Below are 17,168 nucleotides of genomic sequence, written 5' to 3' on the forward strand. Positions count from 1 at the left end.
TTAACTATTTTATGCTTTTGACCTCATGCTTGGAAATTTTAGTCAGGATTTCGTCATTGACTTCACTGTTTTTATTGGAAAAATTCCGTCTGGCCCAGCTGTAAAGATTCCAGCGTCTCCCACGGTGACATAGAAATGCTCAGCCGCCCTGCCGGGCAACTCTGACGGGCGAATGAAGATCAAGTAGACAGCGCCATCCTGTTTGAAGATCGGCGCCGGAGGCGAATTAGATAACTTCAAGGCTGATCTCGCCGGCACCTTCGACATTTACGATGGCGGCCAGTAAGGCAATTGCGAGTTCAGAAGATCTTCGTGTCCTGGCTTTTGCAATGCCGGAACTTCGAAAATGCCACAAAGTCACACCTACCCCCCGATAGTAAAGACAAATGGAGAATATCTAGAATAGATGACGGAGTGAGCATCGACAAGATCTCTTAATAAACAGGTCAAAGGACTTTTTAGGAAAGTCCGCAATGGAATCCGGCGGACCACTTCAGAACCGTCGAAACCTTCGCTATCGCGGCATAGCCTCTTGAAGATCCGCGCCAACACAACGAGCGCTCAGCGCCACCCAAAATGACGTCTTTACAGGGCGCGTAACACCGGCCGACACCACTACGGAAATTCTCGACGGATCTGAGAGAGGCCGTAGTCGATACGGCCGGCCGCCTCGCCATCCGCGCAGTCAACTAAAGCAATCCGCTTAAACGCTTGATCAAAGATTCCTCACCAGCTATTCTTGCCGTGATTAAGCGTTTAATCACAAGACCGACTCCACCACGAACTCCCCCGCCTGCTCAACAACGCCGTGTGCAGTGGCTCGACGCAGAGCTATCGGCGGTCGAGTAGTCCTCACCGAGACCCGGAGATTTTATGGCCCACTCAGCAAGGAGGCTGCCGAAGAGGGCGAGCATGCTCGCCCTCTTCGGCGCGCTCACGATGTTTTTCACGACCACCATGGTTACCGGGGACATCCCCGGCGCGGGAGCCGTCGGCGGCGCGACCGCACCGCCAATGCGCGCCGTCTACCACATGACTCCCCCGTCGGGATGGCTGAGCGATCCTCAGCGGCCCATCTATCTCAACGGCAAGTACAACCTGTATTACCTTCACAGCAACCAGGACAACGGCCCCGGCGGGTGGCGACATGCGACGTCGTCGGACACTGTAGTGTTCAACGACCAAGGCGATGCCCTTCCGCTCCAGAGCAATTTCCCCGTATGGACCGGATCCTCGGTGATCGATACGAACAACACCGCGGGCTTCGGAGCCGGGGCCGTCGTCGCGCTCGCCACGCAACCGACCGACGGCGACGCGTTCCAGCAATCGCAATACCTCTGGTATTCGACCGACGGTGGGTCCACCTTCACGCAGTACGGCGCACCGGTCATCGCCAACCCGGACGCTTCGGATTGGTTCCGCGACCCGAAGATCGTTTGGGACGCGGCGCACTCGACGTGGGTAGCCGCGATCGGCCGTCAGCAGAAGATCACGTTCTACACGTCGCCGGACCTCAAGACCTGGACGCACCAGACGGATTTCAGCTACACCACCCCGAACATCGGCGGCGTCGAGTGCCCGGACATCTTCCAGATGAAAGCCAACGACGGTTCGTGGCATTGGATCATGGCCGGGAGCATGCAGGGCGACTACAGCGGCAAGCCGGACACGTACGCCTACTGGACCGGCACGTGGAACGGCTCGGCCTTCGTCGCGGACCAGACGGACCCGCAGTGGCTCGACTGGGGCAATGACTGGTATGCCTCGGTGACGTGGCCGGACGCCGCGAATCCCGACACCTCCCGATACGCGATCGGCTGGATAAACAACTGGCACTACGCGCCGCACACCGTGCCCACTGACTCCACCGACAACTACAACGGCCAGATGTCCGTGGTGCGCCAGCTCAGCCTCAAGTCCGAGGGCAGCGGTGTCTACAGCCTTATATCCCAGCCGACGCCGAATCTGGCCAACTACGCCACCAAAACCGTGAAGCCCGCCAACGCCAGCGTCAATGGACGGACAACCCTCGACTACCACGGCTCGGCCTATGAGCTCGACGCGGACGTCAGCTGGGCCACCTTGAACAACGTCGGTATCTCCGTCGGCGAGAACAAGGACGGCAGCCGGCACACTAACATCGGCGTCTACGGGGGCAACCTCTACGTCGATCGCTCCGCGCAAGACCAAGTGCCCTACTCCTTCGGTACGTACCAGCAGTCCCAGGCGCCGCTCGCCTCGGGTGCGACGTCCGTACACCTTCGGATCCTCGTGGACCACGGCAGCGTGGAGGTCTTCGCCGACGACGGCCGGATCGCGCTCTCGAACCAGGACTTCTTCACGTCGTCGGACACGGGGATCTCGCTTTTCACGATCGGCGGCAGCGCCAACTTCGCCAACCTCTCGATCACGGAATTCGCCAACATCACCGAGCAGGCGAATCCCGCCGCGCCGTACGCCGACTTCGAAGGCAGCACCTATGGCCCATGGACGACGGCGGGAGCGGCCTTCGGTGCCGGGCCCGCCACCGGGACGCTCCCTAACCAGCAACCCGTCACGGGCTACCTCGGGAACAGGCTCGCCAACAATTTCAACGGCGGCGACGCGTCGACCGGAACGCTGACCTCGCCGTCGTTCACCATCGGCCATTCCTACGTCAACTTCCTCGCCGGAGGCGGGAACAACCCGAGGCCCTCAGACGTCTTCGCCGACTTCGAGGGCGCGACGTGGGGTGCGGGGTGGACGGCGTCGGGCAGCTACGTTGGCCAAGGCCCGACGGCGGAATCCCTCCCGAATCAGCTCGGCTCCAAGGTCCTCGATACGTACGTCGGAGGAGGTGATGCCGCCACGGGCGCGATCACGTCGCCGACATTCACGATTACGCGGGACTATATAGACTTCCTCATCGCGGGAGGAAACCACCCCTGGGGTCAGTCGGGTGCCGCTGCGGTGAACCTCCTCGTCAACGGGCAAGTTGTCCGCACGGCAACGGGCCAGAATTCATCGACGATGTCGAACGTGAACTGGGACGTCCACACGCTCGTGGGGCAGAAAGCCCAAATCCAGGTCATCGACCACGCAACCGGATCCTGGGGCCACGTCATGGTGGACCAGATTGTGTTCAGCAGCGCGCCGAACGCGGTTGGAGGTGAGCCGGACAATCAGACCACGGTGAATCTCGTCGTCAACGGTCAAGTCGTTCGCACCGCGACGGGCCAGAACAGCGAGCACCTCGCATGGACGTCGTGGAACGTCTCCGACCTCATCGGTCAGAGCGCCCAGCTCCAGGTCGTCGACAACGGCACGGGAAGCTGGGGCCATGTCCTGCTGGACCAGGTCACCTTCGAAGACATCCCAGCTGCCTAACCACGCGCTGCCCTCCCGTGAGAACCGCGGGAGGGCAGCGAGCGCGAGGGTATTCTGCCCGGTGGCCGTGTCTGCTAGGCGTCCATTTGTGCCTATGCTGGGCCCATGGGGAGCGACTCATGGACGACGCCGGATGCGCGGCGCCTGCTCGCGGCACTTGCGAACGCCCAAGCCCGGAGGGTCTTCGCTGAGATCAGCGTTGGCGAAACCCCGGGCGGCTCGCTCTCGCCAGTGAAACTCGCACGGGCGCTCACGCTCCTCAACCAAGCGGGGCTGGTCGAAACGGTTGAGACCGAAGGCAGTGTCCGCTACCGCATTCGCGAGCATGTCTCCCGGGACGCGCTGGCGGCCCTCTCGTCGACGCCCAGCCCGTCCGGCGTCGAGCGCTTCTTGACGACAGACGGTCGCATCGATCGCTACCCCGCGCGGGAGGCAGACCGACTCGGGCTTCTCGCTTGGGTAGCCGCGCGCATCCTGGACACCGGCGGGCGCGTGGCAGAACGGGAGCTCAACGAACGCCTCGCCCGGTTCACTGGAGACGTGCCAATGCTCCGGCGGTACCTTGTTGACTCCGGCATCGTGAACCGCACGCCGGATGGCTCGGCCTACTGGCTGGCCGTCGAAGACGGCGACGGCGGCCCCTAGTCTCCGCGCGGCTATAGATACCGGGCATTCGCCAGGACCGGAAGCTTGCCCCGCACTTCTTCGACGGTTGACGGATCGATGTCGACGACGGCGAGTTCCGGCATTTCTCCCAGGGCGGCCACCGCGGCACCCAGTGGCGAGATCACAGCACTGTGCCCTATGCCCGTAGGCGCCGTGCCGGTGGAGGGCAGACCGACGCTCGCGGGATTGCCTTGGCCGCACGCCACGACGAAGGTGGTGCTGTCCACGGCGCGGGCCCGCACCAGCAGGTCCCACTGCTCGGCTTTTCCTTCGCCGGCGCCCCATGAGGCGCAGACGATGTTGACCTGCGCTCCTGACCGGGCGTTGACAGTGAAGAGGGCAGGGAAACGCACGTCGTAACAGGTGGCGAGGCCAAACACGGTGCCGTTGAGTTCGAAGGTTACGGGCGAGGTGCCGGCGTCGACCGAATCAGACTCCGCGAAGCCGAATGCATCAAAGAGGTGAATCTTGTCGTAGGACGTGTCCACCCCGGGGCCGGTGACCAAAAGCGTGTTCCGGACCCGTCCGCCCTCGCCGGGGGTGAACATCCCCGCGACGACGGCGATATCCAGCTCCCGTGCAAGGCTGCGGACCGCTGAGGCCCACGGTCCGTCCAGCGGTTCGGCGATGTCGCCCAGGCTGTTGCCGAAAGCGCGCATGGCTGCTTCAGGAAAGACCACGAGTTCGGCTCCAGCGGCCTTGGCACGGGTGGCGTATTCTCGGATCAGTTCCAGGTTGGCAGCCACATCGGCTCCCGTGATGATTTGTGCCACGGCTAAACGCATGAATTTACTCCAGATTGTTGTATACATAATGTATGCGAAAAAGTTCGGGGACTGCGGCGTCCGGCCGCGAGAAGGCGTACGCGTACCTGCGTGAAAATATCCTGATCGACCCCGAAGTCCAGGGGAAGTTCCTGAATGAGCAGGATCTGGCCGCGGAAATCGGCGTATCGCGTACGCCGGTGCGTGAGGCGCTCTTGCTGCTCGTCTCGGACGGCTTGGTGGAGCTGATTCCTCAGCGCGGAGCTTACGTTCCTCCGGTGACCGGCCGGGAGATGTCTGAATTGATGGAACTGCGCGGGATCCTTGAAAGCCACGCCGCCCGGCTGGTCATCGAGCAAGGCCGGGTTCCCGCCGGGACGATGCAGGAAACCCTTGACCAGCAGGCAAAGCTTCCCGAGGACCTGAGCCCGGAAGCGGCCCGTGAGTTTATCCGCCTGGACACCCTGTTCCACCAGCAGCTCATTGACGCGGCGGGCAATGAGCTCATCTCCCGGACGTACAGCAAGCTCCACGTCCGGCAGATTCTGGTAGGCGTCTCCGCGCTGTTCCGTACCGGAGGCCGACGCGAGCAGGTGTGCGCCGAACACCAGGACATACTCGACGCCCTGATGTCCGGCGACGCGGCGAAGGCGCAGAAAGCCATTGACCATCACCTGGCTGTGACCCGGGATATTCTGCTCCGCACCTGAGGGACTTTCTGTCCGCCCAAGGCACGTTGTCAGGATTTTCGAAGGCATGACGTGACAACTTCTCCGGACGGTCAGCGTCAGCGGGATTCCGCGACGGCGGACGGTTGGCTTGCTGCCGCCGATCCTTCCAGCAGCAAACGGTAGTCCTCATCCTCCACGGTGTTGGAGTCCCGGCCGAGCGCCAGCCCCACTAAAGTAACGACGGCGGCCACGGCCACATAGATGGCAACCGGAATCCAGGTGCCGAACTGGGACAGCAACAGCGTGAACATCAAGGGTGCGATGGCGCCGCCGATCACGCCTGCGAAGGTATAGGCCAGCGAACTTCCGGTGGACCGCAGCCGCGGTGAGAACTGTTCAACGATGAAGGCGGCCTGCGGCCCGTACATGAAGGAGTGCGCCATGAGGCCCAGGACGATTCCCGCGATCAGCAGCGGCTCGCTGTGCCCGCCCAGGATGCCGAAGAAGACGAAAGTCCAGACAGCTCCTACCACTGCCGCAATCCCGTAGACGAGGCGTCGGTTGAAGCGGTCAGAGACGGCACCGGCCAGCGGGATCATGAACAGCTGGAACGCCGAGCCGATCAATACGGCAGTGAGGACCTGGCTGCGGTCATAGCCGAGGGCCTGGATCCCGTAGCTCAGGGTGAACACAGTGAACAGTGCGTACAGCACGTCCGGGCCTACCCGGCACAGGGTGGCAGCGACGAGCGGCCGGAGTTCCTTGCTGAAGACTTCGCGGACCGGAGCGTTGGGCTGTTCACCGTGGGCCTCAATGGCCTTGAAAATCGGGGTATCTTCAAGCTTCAGCCGAATCCAAAGACCGAACCCCACCAACACGGCCGAGACCAGGAATGCGATGCGCCAGCCGAAGCTGATGAACTGCGCTTCGGTGAGGGTAACGGTCAGGACGGCCAGCGTGCCGTTGGCCAGGAGGTTGCCGGCCGGCGGACCGACCTGGGCCGCGGAAGCCCAGAAACCGCGCCGATGGGGATCGCCGTACTCGCTGGAGAGCAGCACTGCGCCGCCCCATTCGCCACCGACGCCCACGCCCTGGGCGAAGCGCAGCAATACCAAAATGATCGGGGCCGAGATGCCGATGCTGCCGTAGCCAGGTAGCACCCCGATCAGAACGGTGGCGACGCCGATGATCATCAGCGTTGTCACCAGGACCTTCTTGCGGCCGATGCGGTCACCGAGCCGGCCGAAAATGATGCCGCCCACAGGACGGGAGACATAGCCCACCGCGTAGGTGGAGAACGCCAGGATGGTCCCGGTCAAGGGATCCGATGACGGGAAAAAGACGATGGGGAATACGACGGCGGCTGCGGCCGAGTAGACGGCAAAGTCGTACCACTCGAGCGCGGTGCCGGTGAGGCTTGCGGCGAAGGCCTTGTACAGGCCTTTGGGATGCGTCGGCTTTCCTGGACGCGGCGCTGCGCCGGAAGCCGGAACTGGGACGTTGGCCATGGGTTTCCTCCACGAGAAGTTTACGGTGACGCCTGCCACACTGGCGTTAAATGTATACATTACGCATACTGGTTGTACATTGGCGACTGTTTCCGGTTTCCGGTTTGAAAAATTTCTCCAGCAGGACACGCAAAGGATGGACAGAAAATGACGACTCTGAGCTTTGAACTTCCCGACGGCACCACGAGGAACGTCCAGGTCAAGCACCTCCTCAACGCCGGCTACGCGGGGCGCGAGCAGGAAGAAGTGCAGGCCCACATCGCCGAGCTGGCCGAACTTGGCGTTCCCGGCCCCGCAACCACGCCGGCGCTGTACCCCGTGTCGCCGTACCTGGCCCAGCAGGTTTCGGAAGTCCGCGTCCAGCACGGCAGGACCTCGGGTGAAGCGGAATGGGCGCTCGTGATCACCGATGAGGACGTGCTCCTGACAGTGGCGTGCGATCACACGGATCGCGAGCTCGAGGTCCACGGCGTGGCCTGGAGCAAGAACGCCAGCCCGGACGTGTTGGGGCGCAAGGCCTGGCGCCTGGAAGATGTCCGCGACCATTTGGACAGCATCACGCTCAAGGGCTGGGTGGGCGACGGCGAAACTCCGGACACCCTGATCCAGGACAGTTCGCTGGAGGCGCTCCTCAGCCCGGACTATTGGCTGGAGGTCCTGGCAGAGCGCGGCCTGGACCAGCCGGGCACCGTCCTCATTTCAGGCACGGTGGCAATGAAACATGGGGTTGACCAGTTTGCCCGCAGCTGGAAGGTGGAAATGACCGATCCGGTGACCGGCACGTCGGTGGACGCCCAGTATGTTGTGGAGCAGATGGCGGAGCCCATCGGCTGAGTCCGGCTCCGCCGTCGTTCAGCCTCCTCCATTGTGAGCGCGCGGGACCGGGCATACGCTGGGAGAGGCACAAGCGGTTGGCACTACTACTGCGTTGGGAGGGCGCTGCATGGACGCCAATTCCATCACCGACACCTTCCACCGGCCCTTGAGGGACCTGCGGATTTCCGTCACGGACCGATGCAATTTCCGTTGCGTCTACTGCATGCCCAAGGAGATCTTCGGGCGGGATTTCGTTTTCATGCCCCGGGATCAGCTGCTGACGTTTGAGGAAATCACCAGGCTGGCGTCGATCGCGGTGGGGCACGGGGTGCGGAAGATCCGGCTGACCGGCGGGGAACCCCTGCTGCGGAAGGACATCGAGGAATTGGTCCGGATGCTGGCCCGGTTGCGCACTCCCGACGGGCTGGCTCCGGACCTGGCCATGACCACGAACGGCTCGGTCCTGGCGCAGAAGGCGCAGGCCCTCAAGGATGCCGGACTGAACCGCGTGACGGTCTCGCTGGACTCCCTCCGCGAGGAAACCTTCCAGGCCATGAACGACGTCGGCTATCCCGTGGCGAAGGTCCTTCACGCCGCGGACGTTGCCCAGGCCGCCGGACTCGGGCCCGTGAAGATCAACATGGTAGTCAAGCGCGGGACGAACGACCAGGACATTCTTCCCATGGCGAGCCACTTCAAGGGATCCGGCTTTATTCTGCGGTTCATCGAGTACATGGACGTGGGTGCGTCCAACGGCTGGAAAATGGATGAAGTGGTGCCCTCCGCCGAGATCCTGGCCCGCATCGGCGCGGCGTTCCCGCTGGAGCCCGTGGCGCCCAACTACCCCGGCGAGACCTCGGATCGCTGGCGCTACGCGGACGGCAGCGGCGAAATCGGAGTCATTTCCAGCGTGACCCAAGCCTTTTGCCGCGGCTGCACCCGTGCCCGGCTCTCCGCCGACGGGAAGCTGTTCACATGCCTCTTCGCCACAACCGGCACGGACCTGAGGGCACTCCTGAGAGGCGGCGCGTCCGACGTCGAGCTTTCGACGGCGTTGTCCGCCCTGTGGGGCGGCCGCACGGACCGCTACTCGGAACTGCGCAGTTCACACACGCCCAAGGACGCCGCGGCTCACAAGATCGAGATGTCGTACATCGGCGGGTAGCCCAGCCGGACCGCGCCCCCGCCAGTGACCCTATGCTGGTGCCATGACGCAGACGTCGATCAGTTCCGCCGCAGCGCTGGCCGAAATGCTAGCCGCCACCGGCTACCTCGCCGACGAAGGCCTGGCCACCATTGGCTACCTCGCCCTGAGCATGGAACGGCCGCTGCTGCTGGAGGGCGAACCGGGCACCGGCAAAACCTCCCTCGCCGAGGCGCTGGCCGAGGGATTCGGGCTGCCGCTGATCCGCCTGCAGTGCTACGAGGGAATCGACGCTTCGCAGGCGCTGTATGACTGGGACTTCACCGCCCAGATCCTGCACTTACGCAGCGTTGAGGCCAGCGGCGGCGCGGGAATGAGCGCGGGATTGAGCGTGGCCGAGCTGGAAAGCTCGCTCTACGACAAACGGTTCCTGCTGGCCCGGCCCATCCTCAAGGCGCTCCAGCAGAGCCCGGCCGTGCTGCTGATCGACGAAATCGACCGGGCCGACGACGAGTTCGAGGCGTTCCTGCTGGAAGTGCTCTCCACCTACCAGGTCTCCATTCCCGAGTTCGGCACGGTCAAGGCTGATACCCCGCCGATCGTGGTGCTCACCTCCAACCGGACCCGCGACCTGCACGATGCGCTCAAACGCCGGTGCCTCTACCACTGGATCGACCACCCCGGGCTGGCCCGCGAAGTGGAAATCGTGCGCACCCGGCTCCCCCAGGTGCCCGCGCTGCTGGCCGAGCAGGTGGTGCGCGCAGTCCAGCAGATCCGGGTCACCGACGACGTGCTCAAGCCTCCCGGCGTCGCCGAAACCCTGGACTGGGCCCGCGCGCTGCACCAGCTCGGCCGGGCCGAGCTTGATCTGGCTTCGGCCGCGGCCAGCATCGGCGCGCTGTGCAAGTACCGCGAGGACACCGAGCGCGTCTCGGCGGCCCTGGCCCGGATGCTCGGCTGAGCCCATGGCACCGGCAGGACAGAGCCCCCGGGCAGCCCAGAGCACAGGCCACAGCGCCGAAGAGATCCTGTTGGCCTTTGCTGGAGCGGTGCGTGCGGCTGGAGTGAAAGTGACCGCGGACCGCTCGCGCAGCTTCGTCGACGCCGTTGGCAGGCTCGCCGTGGACGGCCGCTCGGACGTGTTCTGGGCCGGCCGCGCCACATTGTGTGCCTCGCCGGAGGATCTGCCCGCCTACCAGCGGACGTTCGAGGCCTGGTTCGCCGTGGAACATTCAGCCGCCCAACGCCTGGAAAACTCCGCGACGTCCGTCAGCGCTGCCGCTTTGGATAACGACGACGGCGGCCCGGAAGGTCGGCGGGAACAGTTGCGGGCACTCGCCAGCCGCCGGGAGTTGCTGCGGCACCGCGATGTAGCCGTCCTGGACGACGCGGAACGGGCGCTGCTGCACCGGATGTTCGAAGAGCTCCCGGTGCGCTTGCCCACCCGGCAGACCCGGCGGAAACACCTCGACCGGCACGGCGACGTCGACCGCGTACGGACCTTGCGCGACCAACTGCGCCGCGGCGGGGAACCGGGGCCGCTGCGCCGCGCCCGGGCTCCGCGCAAAATCCGCCGGATGGTCTGGTTGATCGACGTCTCGGGCTCGATGGCACCCTACGCGGACAGCCTGCTGCGCTTGGCCCACCGGGTAGTGGAAGCCGCTCCGCGCCAGATGGAGGTATTCACGATTGGCACCCGCCTGACCCGTGTGACGGGCGCACTGCGGGTGCCGGACCCGGACAATGCCCTGGCCCTCGCCGGCCGCACCGTCCCCGACTGGTCCGGCGGAACCCGGCTTGGAGAGGTGCTGCGAGCGTTCAACGACCGCTGGGGCCAGCGCGTGATGGTGCGCGGCGCCGTCGTCGTGATTGCCAGCGATGGCTGGGAGCGGGGAGACCCTGCACTGCTGGGACGCCAGGCCGAGCGGCTGCACCATCTGGCGAGGCGGATCATTTGGTCCAATCCGCACCGCGGCAAGGCGGGGTACGAGCCCCTGCAACGGGGAATCAGGGCGGTGCTGCCGCACGTTGACTTCTTTATAGGGGGGCACTCAATGCAGAGTTTCGAGGAGTTGTTGGACGTGGTTGCCAATGCGTGAGGTCTTGGACGATCTGGTCGCCGCCATGGCGGCCGGTCACACAGTAGGACTCGGAACGGTGGTGCGCACCTTCCGCTCCGCGCCGCGGCCGGCCGGGGCCGCCATGATGGTCGACGCCGACGGCAGCGCGGTCGGCTCGGTGTCCGGCGGGTGCGTCGAGGGGGCGCTCTACGAACTGGCCACCAAGGTGGTCGAGTCCGGCCGGCCAGTGCTCCAGCGCTACGGCATCAGTGACGACGCCGCGTTCGAGGTCGGCCTGACCTGCGGCGGGATCCTGGACATTTTTGTGGAGCCGGTCTCCACTGAGATCTTCCCGGAATTGCCGCAGGTGGCGGACGACGTCGGTGCCGGCCGCCCCGTTGCCATCGTCACCGTGATCGAACACCCCGATCCGGCCTGGCTGGGCCGCCATCTGGTGGTCCGTCCTGATGGGTTCGTAGGCTCCCTGGGCAGCGAGCGTGCCGATCATGCGGTATCCGACGACGTCCAGGGCCTGCTGGCAGCAGGCCGCAACGCCACGCTCATGTACGGACCGGACGGGCAGCGGCGCGGGGAGGGCATGCGCGTTTTCGCCCTCAGTTTCGCCCCGCAGCCGCGGATGCTGGTGTTTGGCGCGATTGACTTCGCCGCCGCCGTCGCGAAACAAGGCACCTTCCTGGGCTATCGGGTCACGGTCTGCGACGCACGCGCGGTTTTCGCAACGGCTGCCCGGTTCCCCCAGGCGGACGAGGTAGTAGTGGAATGGCCCCACCGCTACCTGCAGGCGCAGATCAGTGCCGGCCAAGTGGATGAACGCACCGTGATCTGCGTACTGACCCACGATCCGAAATTCGACGTGCCACTGCTGGAGTTGGCGCTGCGCCACAACGTGGCCTATGTGGGAGCGATGGGATCCCGGCGCACGCACCACGATCGGCTGGAACGGCTGCGCGAAGCGGGCCTGACCGAGGCCGAATTGGCCAGGCTCTCCAGCCCGATCGGCCTGGACCTGGGATCCCGCACCCCGGAGGAAACAGCCGTCTCCATCGCCGCCGAAATCATTGCCTTGCACTGGGGTGGCGGTGGCGGAAGATTGAGCACCATGGAGGCCCGGATCCACCACGAACCCACGGTTGAAGCGGGCCACGAAGATGCGGGGTACGAACTCAAGCCGGGCTAGGGCGCTCGCCTCCTTCGAGGAGTAACCTGTGTCACATCAGGACTGGATGCCGGGCAGTCGTGCTCGTCCTCCAAGCGACAGGAGATCCCAATGGCGAGTTCCAAGACGATCACCGTCGAAGTCGATGATGTGAGCTACACAGACGATGTCGAGCCACGATTGCTGCTGGTCCAATACCTGCGCGAACGGCTTGGCAAGACCGGCACATTGATCGGCTGCGACACTACCAACTGCGGCGCCTGCACCGTCCATCTGGACGGGGTCAGCGTCAAATCCTGCACCATGTTCGCGGTTCAGGCAGACGGCCACAACGTCACCACCATCGAAGGCCTGGCCCGGGACGGCAAGCTCGCCCCGCTGCAGCAAGCCTTCCACCAATGCCATGCGCTGCAATGCGGCTTCTGCACGCCCGGCATGATCATGCAATCGGCGTCCCTTCTCGCCGAAAACCCACACCCCACCGAGCAGGAAATCCGGGACGGCCTCGAGGGGAACCTCTGCCGGTGCACCGGGTACCAGAACATCGTTGCCGCGGTGCAGTCCGCCGCTGACGGCACGGTGTCCTCAGACAGCGACGAATCGGAAACGGCAGGTGTGGCATGACCATCGCCGAAGTCGGCAGGCCCCGCCTCCGCAAGGAAGATGCCCACCTCATCACGGGGCGCTCCAGGTACACCGACAACATGACGCTGCCCGGCATGCTGCATCTGGCAATGGTCCGCAGCCCGTTCGCCCATGCGAAGATCACGTCGATCGACGCCTCCGCTGCGAAGTCTTCACCCGGCGTCGTCGCTGTGCTCACCGGAGCCGATCTGGCCGCGGAACAGGGCAGCCTGCCCAACGTCTGGCCCGTCACCGCCGACCAGAAGGCACCCGCGTTCCCATCGATCGCGGTCGACGAGGTGGCCTTTGCCGGCGAGGTAGTGGCCTGCATCGTTGCCCGCAGCGCCGCGGCGGCGCGGGACGCCGTCGAACTCGTGGACGTCAGCTACGACCAACTTCCGGTGGTCCTGGATCTGGAGGAAGCATTCACGGACAAAGTGCTGGCCCACTCGAGCCTGGACTCCAATCTCTCGGCGACGTGGGTGTTTGACTCGGGCGAAGCCGGCACAGGCAAGCCGATCGCCGAGGCGTTGGCGAACGCCGAGGTCCTCATCGAACGCACTTTTTATCAACAGCGCCTCATCCCGGCTTTCATGGAACCGCGCTCGATCGTGGTTGACCCTACGAGTGAGCAAATCACCATGTGGTCGTCCACGCAGATACCGCATATTCTGCGGCTGATTCTGGCATTGACGCTGGGAATCCCGGAAAACAAGGTGCGTGTGATCGCCCCCGACGTGGGTGGCGGTTTTGGCGGAAAGCTGACGGTGATCCCGGAGGAATTCATCACCCTTATGGCAGCCCGGCGGGTCGGCAAGCCCTGCAAATACACCGAAACCCGCAGCGAGTCCCTGCAGTCCGGGCATCACGGCCGGGCACAAGTGCAGAAGGTGAAGCTCGCGGCCACGAAGGACGGGATCGTCACCGGGCTGGACATCCAGCTGCTGGCGGACATGGGCGCCTACCTGGGCCTGATCGGCTCGGGCATCCCGATCCTTGGCGCGTTCATGTACAACGCCATCTACAAGTTCCCGGCATACCGACTGGAATGCAACAACGTCTTCACCAACAAGGCGTGGACTGGCGCCTACCGCGGCGCAGGCCGGCCGGAGGCCACCTTTGCGATAGAGCGCCTGATGGATGAACTCGCCGTCGAACTGGGCATGGATCCCCTGGAAGTACGGAAAAAGAACTGGATCAAACACGAGGAATTCCCCTTCACCACTGTCACCGGACTCGAATACGACAGCGGCAACTACGAGGCGGCCACGGCGAAGGCCCTGGAGCTCTTTGGCTACGACGAACTCCGGGCAGAGCAGGCCAGGCGCCGCGAGGCCAACGATCCCGTCCAACTCGGCATCGGCATCTCCACGTTCACCGAAATGTGCGGCCTGGCTCCGTCACGGGTGCTTGGCGCGCTCAGTTACGCCGCCGGCGGCTGGGAGCACGCCCAGGTGCGCGTGCTGCCCACTGGCAACATCGAGGTGGTCACCGGCACCTCCCCCCACGGCCAGGGCCACGAAACCGCGTGGAGCCAGCTCGTGGCGGACAGGCTCGGCGTGCCGTTCGAAAATGTCGAGGTGCTGCACGGTGATACCCAGATCTCCCAGCGGGGCCTGGACACTTACGGCTCCCGCTCGCTGACCGTCGGCGGCATGGCGGTGCTGGCCGCGGCTGACAAGGTGATTGAGAAGGCCAAGGTTCTGGCAGCGCACATGATGGAGGTCAGCGAGGAGGATATCGAGTTCGCGGACGGCAAGTTCAGCGTCAAGGGCACTGATCAGTCCACGGCGTTCGGTGAAGTCGCCTTCGCCGCCTTCTCGGCGCACAACCTGCCGGACGGATTCGAGCCCAATCTGGACTCGGATGCCACCTTCGATCCGCAGAGCTTCTCCTTCCCGCACGGCACCCATCTGGCCGCCATGGAAGTGGACACCGAGACCGGACAGGTCACTATCCGCAAGTACGTTTGCGTGGACGACGTCGGGGTGGTGGTCAATCCGCTGATTGTGGAGGGCCAGGTCCACGGCGGCCTGGCGCAGGGGATCGCGCAGGCCCTCTATGAGGAGGCCGTGCACGACGACGCCGGGACCCTGGTCACGGGCTCGTTCGTGGACTACCTCGTGCCCGGCGCGCCGGATCTGCCGCACTTCACGACGGCGCGCACCGAGACCCCTTCGACCACCAACCAGTTGGGGGCCAAGGGAGTCGGCGAGGCGGGAACCATCGCCTCGACGCCTGCCATTGTCAACGGAGTGCTGGACGCGGTACGGCACCTTGGAGTGAAGGACATCAAGATGCCCTGTACGCCGTCGCGCGTGTGGGCCGCCCTTGAAGAAGCCAAGACGACCGGAGGTGTGCAATGATTCCGAGCGCATTCGATTACGCCGCTCCGGCTACGGTGGCGGAAGCGCTGAGCGTGCTGGCCGACGCCGGCGACGTGAAGCTGCTGGCCGGGGGCCAAAGCCTGATCCCCGTGATGAAGCTGCGCCTGGCCGACCCGGCAATGGTGGTCGACTTGGGCCGGATCGTCGAGTTGTCCGGGGTCCGCGACGACGGTGATGCTCTGCTGATCGGAGCCATGACGACCCACCACCAGATCGCCACCGACCCGCTTATTGCCGAGCACGTGCCCTTGCTGGCCAAGGCCGCGGCGACGGTCGCGGATCCGCAGGTCCGCCACCGCGGCACGTTCGGCGGCGCTCTGGTGCACGCAGACCCGGCGGGCGACATGCCCGCGCCGGTGCTGGCCGCGGACGCGACGTTCATCCTGGCAGGTCCGAACGGGGAACGCCGGGTGGCAGCGGCGGACTTCTTCCAGGGGTACTTCACCACCGCCGTCGACGACGGCGAGATCCTCACCCATATTCGGGTGCCGAAGTACACCGGGTGGGGCGCGCACTATGAGAAATTCACCCGCGTGGCCCAGCAGTGGTCCATCGTCTCTGTGGCCGCGATGGTCCGGGTGGAAGGCGGCGCCATCGCCGAGGCCAGGATCGGCCTGACCAACATGGCCAGCACGCCATTGCGGGCGACCGCCGTCGAACAGGCACTCGCGGGGGCCCCGCTGACCCGGGAAGCGATCGCCACCGCGAGCGCACACGCTGCCGAGGGGACCGATCCCGCCAGCGACCTTAATGGGGACGCGGGCTACCGCCGCCACCTGGCCGAAGTCCTGACCAAGCGGGCCGTCTTCGCGGCCGCCGGGCTCTAGCGGAAACGGGCGGAGGGAGACGTGGAACTCAAACATCACTTCGTGGTTCCCAGTTCGCTGGAGGACACCTGGCATTCCTTCAACCAACTGGAAGACATCGCGCCTTGTTTCCCAGGGGCGACCCTCACGTCCGTGAGCGGCGAGCAGTTCACTGGAACGGTCAAGGTCAAGCTCGGGCCGATCGCCATGATCTACACCGGCACCGGCGAATTCCTCGAGCGCAACCAGGAGACGCATACGGTGGTCATTTCGGCCACGGGCAAGGATAAACGCGGCAACGGCACGGCTGGCGCTACCGTGACTGCAGTCCTGACGCGCGACGGCGACGGCACCTCCGTGGACGTGACCACGGATATGAACGTCACCGGCAAACCGGCCCAATTCGGCCGGGGCGTCATCCAGGACATCTCGGACAAATTGCTGGAGCAGTTTGTCCAGTGCGTGATCGGGAAGGCGGGCGGCGGGGCTCCAAGCGATATCGAGCCCGCCGCCGGAGGCTCGGCTGCGTCTGCAGAGTCCGGGGCGGCTGGGGCAGCGGAGCCTGGGGAGGCTGCTGTCGGGCCTGCCGCCGTCGGGCCCCCCGCCGCGGGTCCTGCAGCGTCGGTGACCGAGCCTCCGGCGGCACCTGTGTCCGCGGCCGCGGCTGCACCTCCACCGCCGTCCGCGCCAATCGCGCCGTCGTCGGAATTGGATCTTGGCTCGGCCGTGTGGCCGGTGCTGGTGCGCCGTTTCGGCCCCGTGCTTTGCGCCGCCGCTGTCCTGGCCCTGGTGGTTTGGCTTGTCCGGCGACGCAGGAGGGACTGAACGCGGGTTATAGGACAAAACGTGTGTAAATCCCGGGCGCGTCATGTCCGTCCCAGGATCGTCTTCGCTCGGATGTCGGATTCTGCTCAATCATTCGAATGGACAAATTCCGGGCCCGCGGAATCACGGGACCGGCAACTTGGGCGAAGAGAATGATCCAGCAAAATCCGACGGCGTCCATGGATCGTCGAACTAATTTCGCTCACAGGAAGCCATTGCAAGGCTGCGTGGATGCCGCATTCGGGCGGCGCGGCGCGCTTACCGCGCGCCTCGGCGTGTCGATATCATCAGGGTGGGTTATGCAGCGGCCCTAGGAACTCATTCCATGGAGTGACCCCATGACCCGCCGGACCC

At 64.8% G+C, this 17,168-nt stretch carries 14 protein-coding genes; 12 read left to right on the forward strand and 2 right to left on the reverse strand.

The window, feature by feature from the left end; translation table 11 throughout:
* The first annotated feature begins 912 nt into the window (after positions 1-912).
* Both ABD742_RS19720 and ABD742_RS19725 read left to right on the forward strand, forming a co-directional pair.
* Entirely contained in the window at positions 913-3,366 is a 2,454-nt protein-coding gene (locus ABD742_RS19720; RefSeq protein ID WP_234752382.1) for a glycoside hydrolase family 32 protein, read from the forward strand.
* A 105-nt stretch (positions 3,367-3,471) separates the two neighbouring features.
* Positions 3,472-4,011 (forward strand): DUF2087 domain-containing protein, encoded by a 540-nt coding sequence (locus tag ABD742_RS19725; protein WP_234752380.1) that lies wholly within the window; start codon positions 3,472-3,474, stop codon positions 4,009-4,011.
* A gap of 11 nt (positions 4,012-4,022) precedes the next feature.
* On the opposite strand, the gene ABD742_RS19730 is transcribed toward ABD742_RS19725, so the two are convergent.
* A complete protein-coding gene (locus ABD742_RS19730; RefSeq protein WP_234752378.1) occupies positions 4,023-4,817 on the reverse strand; it encodes a carbon-nitrogen hydrolase family protein in 795 nt (264 codons plus the stop codon).
* 32 nt (positions 4,818-4,849) lie between these two features.
* Between ABD742_RS19730 and ABD742_RS19735 the strand changes: the two genes are divergently transcribed.
* On the forward strand, positions 4,850-5,506 hold the full coding sequence (locus ABD742_RS19735) for a GntR family transcriptional regulator (protein WP_234752377.1): 657 nt from the start codon (positions 4,850-4,852) through the stop codon (positions 5,504-5,506).
* 77 nt (positions 5,507-5,583) lie between these two features.
* Here ABD742_RS19735 and ABD742_RS19740 read toward each other — a convergent pair whose 3' ends face one another.
* Entirely contained in the window at positions 5,584-6,975 is a 1,392-nt protein-coding gene (locus ABD742_RS19740; RefSeq protein WP_234752376.1) for an MFS transporter, read from the reverse strand.
* A gap of 147 nt (positions 6,976-7,122) precedes the next feature.
* Here ABD742_RS19740 and ABD742_RS19745 point away from each other — a divergent pair, with 147 nt between their 5' ends.
* From ABD742_RS19745 to ABD742_RS19785, 9 genes are all read left to right on the forward strand, one after another.
* Entirely contained in the window at positions 7,123-7,809 is a 687-nt protein-coding gene (locus ABD742_RS19745; RefSeq protein WP_234752375.1) for a DUF2848 domain-containing protein, read from the forward strand.
* Positions 7,810-7,918: 109 nt separating this feature from the next.
* Positions 7,919-8,956, forward strand: coding sequence for a GTP 3',8-cyclase MoaA (gene moaA, locus ABD742_RS19750; protein WP_234752374.1), 1,038 nt, complete (start codon positions 7,919-7,921; stop codon positions 8,954-8,956).
* A gap of 43 nt (positions 8,957-8,999) precedes the next feature.
* Positions 9,000-9,896, forward strand: a complete 897-nt coding sequence (locus ABD742_RS19755; protein ID WP_234752372.1) for an AAA family ATPase — start codon at positions 9,000-9,002, stop codon at positions 9,894-9,896.
* Between the two features lie 4 nt (positions 9,897-9,900).
* Positions 9,901-11,034, forward strand: a complete 1,134-nt coding sequence (locus tag ABD742_RS19760) for a vWA domain-containing protein (protein WP_234752370.1) — start codon at positions 9,901-9,903, stop codon at positions 11,032-11,034.
* Positions 11,027-12,193 (forward strand): XdhC family protein, encoded by a 1,167-nt coding sequence (locus ABD742_RS19765; protein ID WP_234752369.1) that lies wholly within the window; start codon positions 11,027-11,029, stop codon positions 12,191-12,193. The genes ABD742_RS19760 and ABD742_RS19765 overlap by 8 nt, the downstream gene beginning before the upstream one ends.
* A gap of 90 nt (positions 12,194-12,283) precedes the next feature.
* Positions 12,284-12,796: a (2Fe-2S)-binding protein gene (locus ABD742_RS19770; protein WP_234752367.1), complete on the forward strand. Its 513-nt coding sequence runs from the start codon at positions 12,284-12,286 to the stop codon at positions 12,794-12,796.
* Complete coding sequence (locus tag ABD742_RS19775; protein WP_234752366.1) at positions 12,793-15,162, forward strand: xanthine dehydrogenase family protein molybdopterin-binding subunit; 2,370 nt, start codon at positions 12,793-12,795, stop codon at positions 15,160-15,162. Before ABD742_RS19770 ends, ABD742_RS19775 begins: the two co-directional genes overlap by 4 nt.
* The gene (locus ABD742_RS19780; protein ID WP_234752364.1) at positions 15,159-16,010 is read left to right on the forward strand and encodes an FAD binding domain-containing protein; all 852 of its coding nucleotides are present in this window, start codon (positions 15,159-15,161) and stop codon (positions 16,008-16,010) included. Before ABD742_RS19775 ends, ABD742_RS19780 begins: the two co-directional genes overlap by 4 nt.
* 21 nt (positions 16,011-16,031) lie before the next feature.
* On the forward strand, positions 16,032-16,814 hold the full coding sequence (locus ABD742_RS19785) for an SRPBCC family protein (RefSeq protein WP_234752362.1): 783 nt from the start codon (positions 16,032-16,034) through the stop codon (positions 16,812-16,814).
* Positions 16,815-17,168 lie beyond the last annotated feature (354 nt).

The sequence above is a fragment of the Arthrobacter ramosus genome, assembly GCF_039535095.1.
In the GTDB taxonomy this organism is placed as follows: Bacteria; Actinomycetota; Actinomycetes; order Actinomycetales; family Micrococcaceae; genus Arthrobacter; species Arthrobacter ramosus.

What these genes read in the sequence shown, in the direction of transcription:
- ABD742_RS19720 (WP_234752382.1), top strand. Translation starts at nt 913, where the DNA reads ATGCTCGCCCTCTTCGGCGCGCTCACGATGTTTTTCACGACCACCATG.
- ABD742_RS19725 (WP_234752380.1), top strand. Translation starts at nt 3,472, where the DNA reads ATGGGGAGCGACTCATGGACGACGCCGGATGCGCGGCGCCTGCTCGCG.
- ABD742_RS19730 (WP_234752378.1), bottom strand. Translation starts at nt 4,817, where the DNA reads ATGCGTTTAGCCGTGGCACAAATCATCACGGGAGCCGATGTGGCTGCC.
- ABD742_RS19735 (WP_234752377.1), top strand. Translation starts at nt 4,850, where the DNA reads ATGCGAAAAAGTTCGGGGACTGCGGCGTCCGGCCGCGAGAAGGCGTAC.
- ABD742_RS19740 (WP_234752376.1), bottom strand. Translation starts at nt 6,975, where the DNA reads ATGGCCAACGTCCCAGTTCCGGCTTCCGGCGCAGCGCCGCGTCCAGGA.
- ABD742_RS19745 (WP_234752375.1), top strand. Translation starts at nt 7,123, where the DNA reads ATGACGACTCTGAGCTTTGAACTTCCCGACGGCACCACGAGGAACGTC.
- moaA (WP_234752374.1), top strand. Translation starts at nt 7,919, where the DNA reads ATGGACGCCAATTCCATCACCGACACCTTCCACCGGCCCTTGAGGGAC.
- ABD742_RS19755 (WP_234752372.1), top strand. Translation starts at nt 9,000, where the DNA reads ATGACGCAGACGTCGATCAGTTCCGCCGCAGCGCTGGCCGAAATGCTA.
- ABD742_RS19760 (WP_234752370.1), top strand. Translation starts at nt 9,901, where the DNA reads ATGGCACCGGCAGGACAGAGCCCCCGGGCAGCCCAGAGCACAGGCCAC.
- ABD742_RS19765 (WP_234752369.1), top strand. Translation starts at nt 11,027, where the DNA reads ATGCGTGAGGTCTTGGACGATCTGGTCGCCGCCATGGCGGCCGGTCAC.
- ABD742_RS19770 (WP_234752367.1), top strand. Translation starts at nt 12,284, where the DNA reads ATGGCGAGTTCCAAGACGATCACCGTCGAAGTCGATGATGTGAGCTAC.
- ABD742_RS19775 (WP_234752366.1), top strand. Translation starts at nt 12,793, where the DNA reads ATGACCATCGCCGAAGTCGGCAGGCCCCGCCTCCGCAAGGAAGATGCC.
- ABD742_RS19780 (WP_234752364.1), top strand. Translation starts at nt 15,159, where the DNA reads ATGATTCCGAGCGCATTCGATTACGCCGCTCCGGCTACGGTGGCGGAA.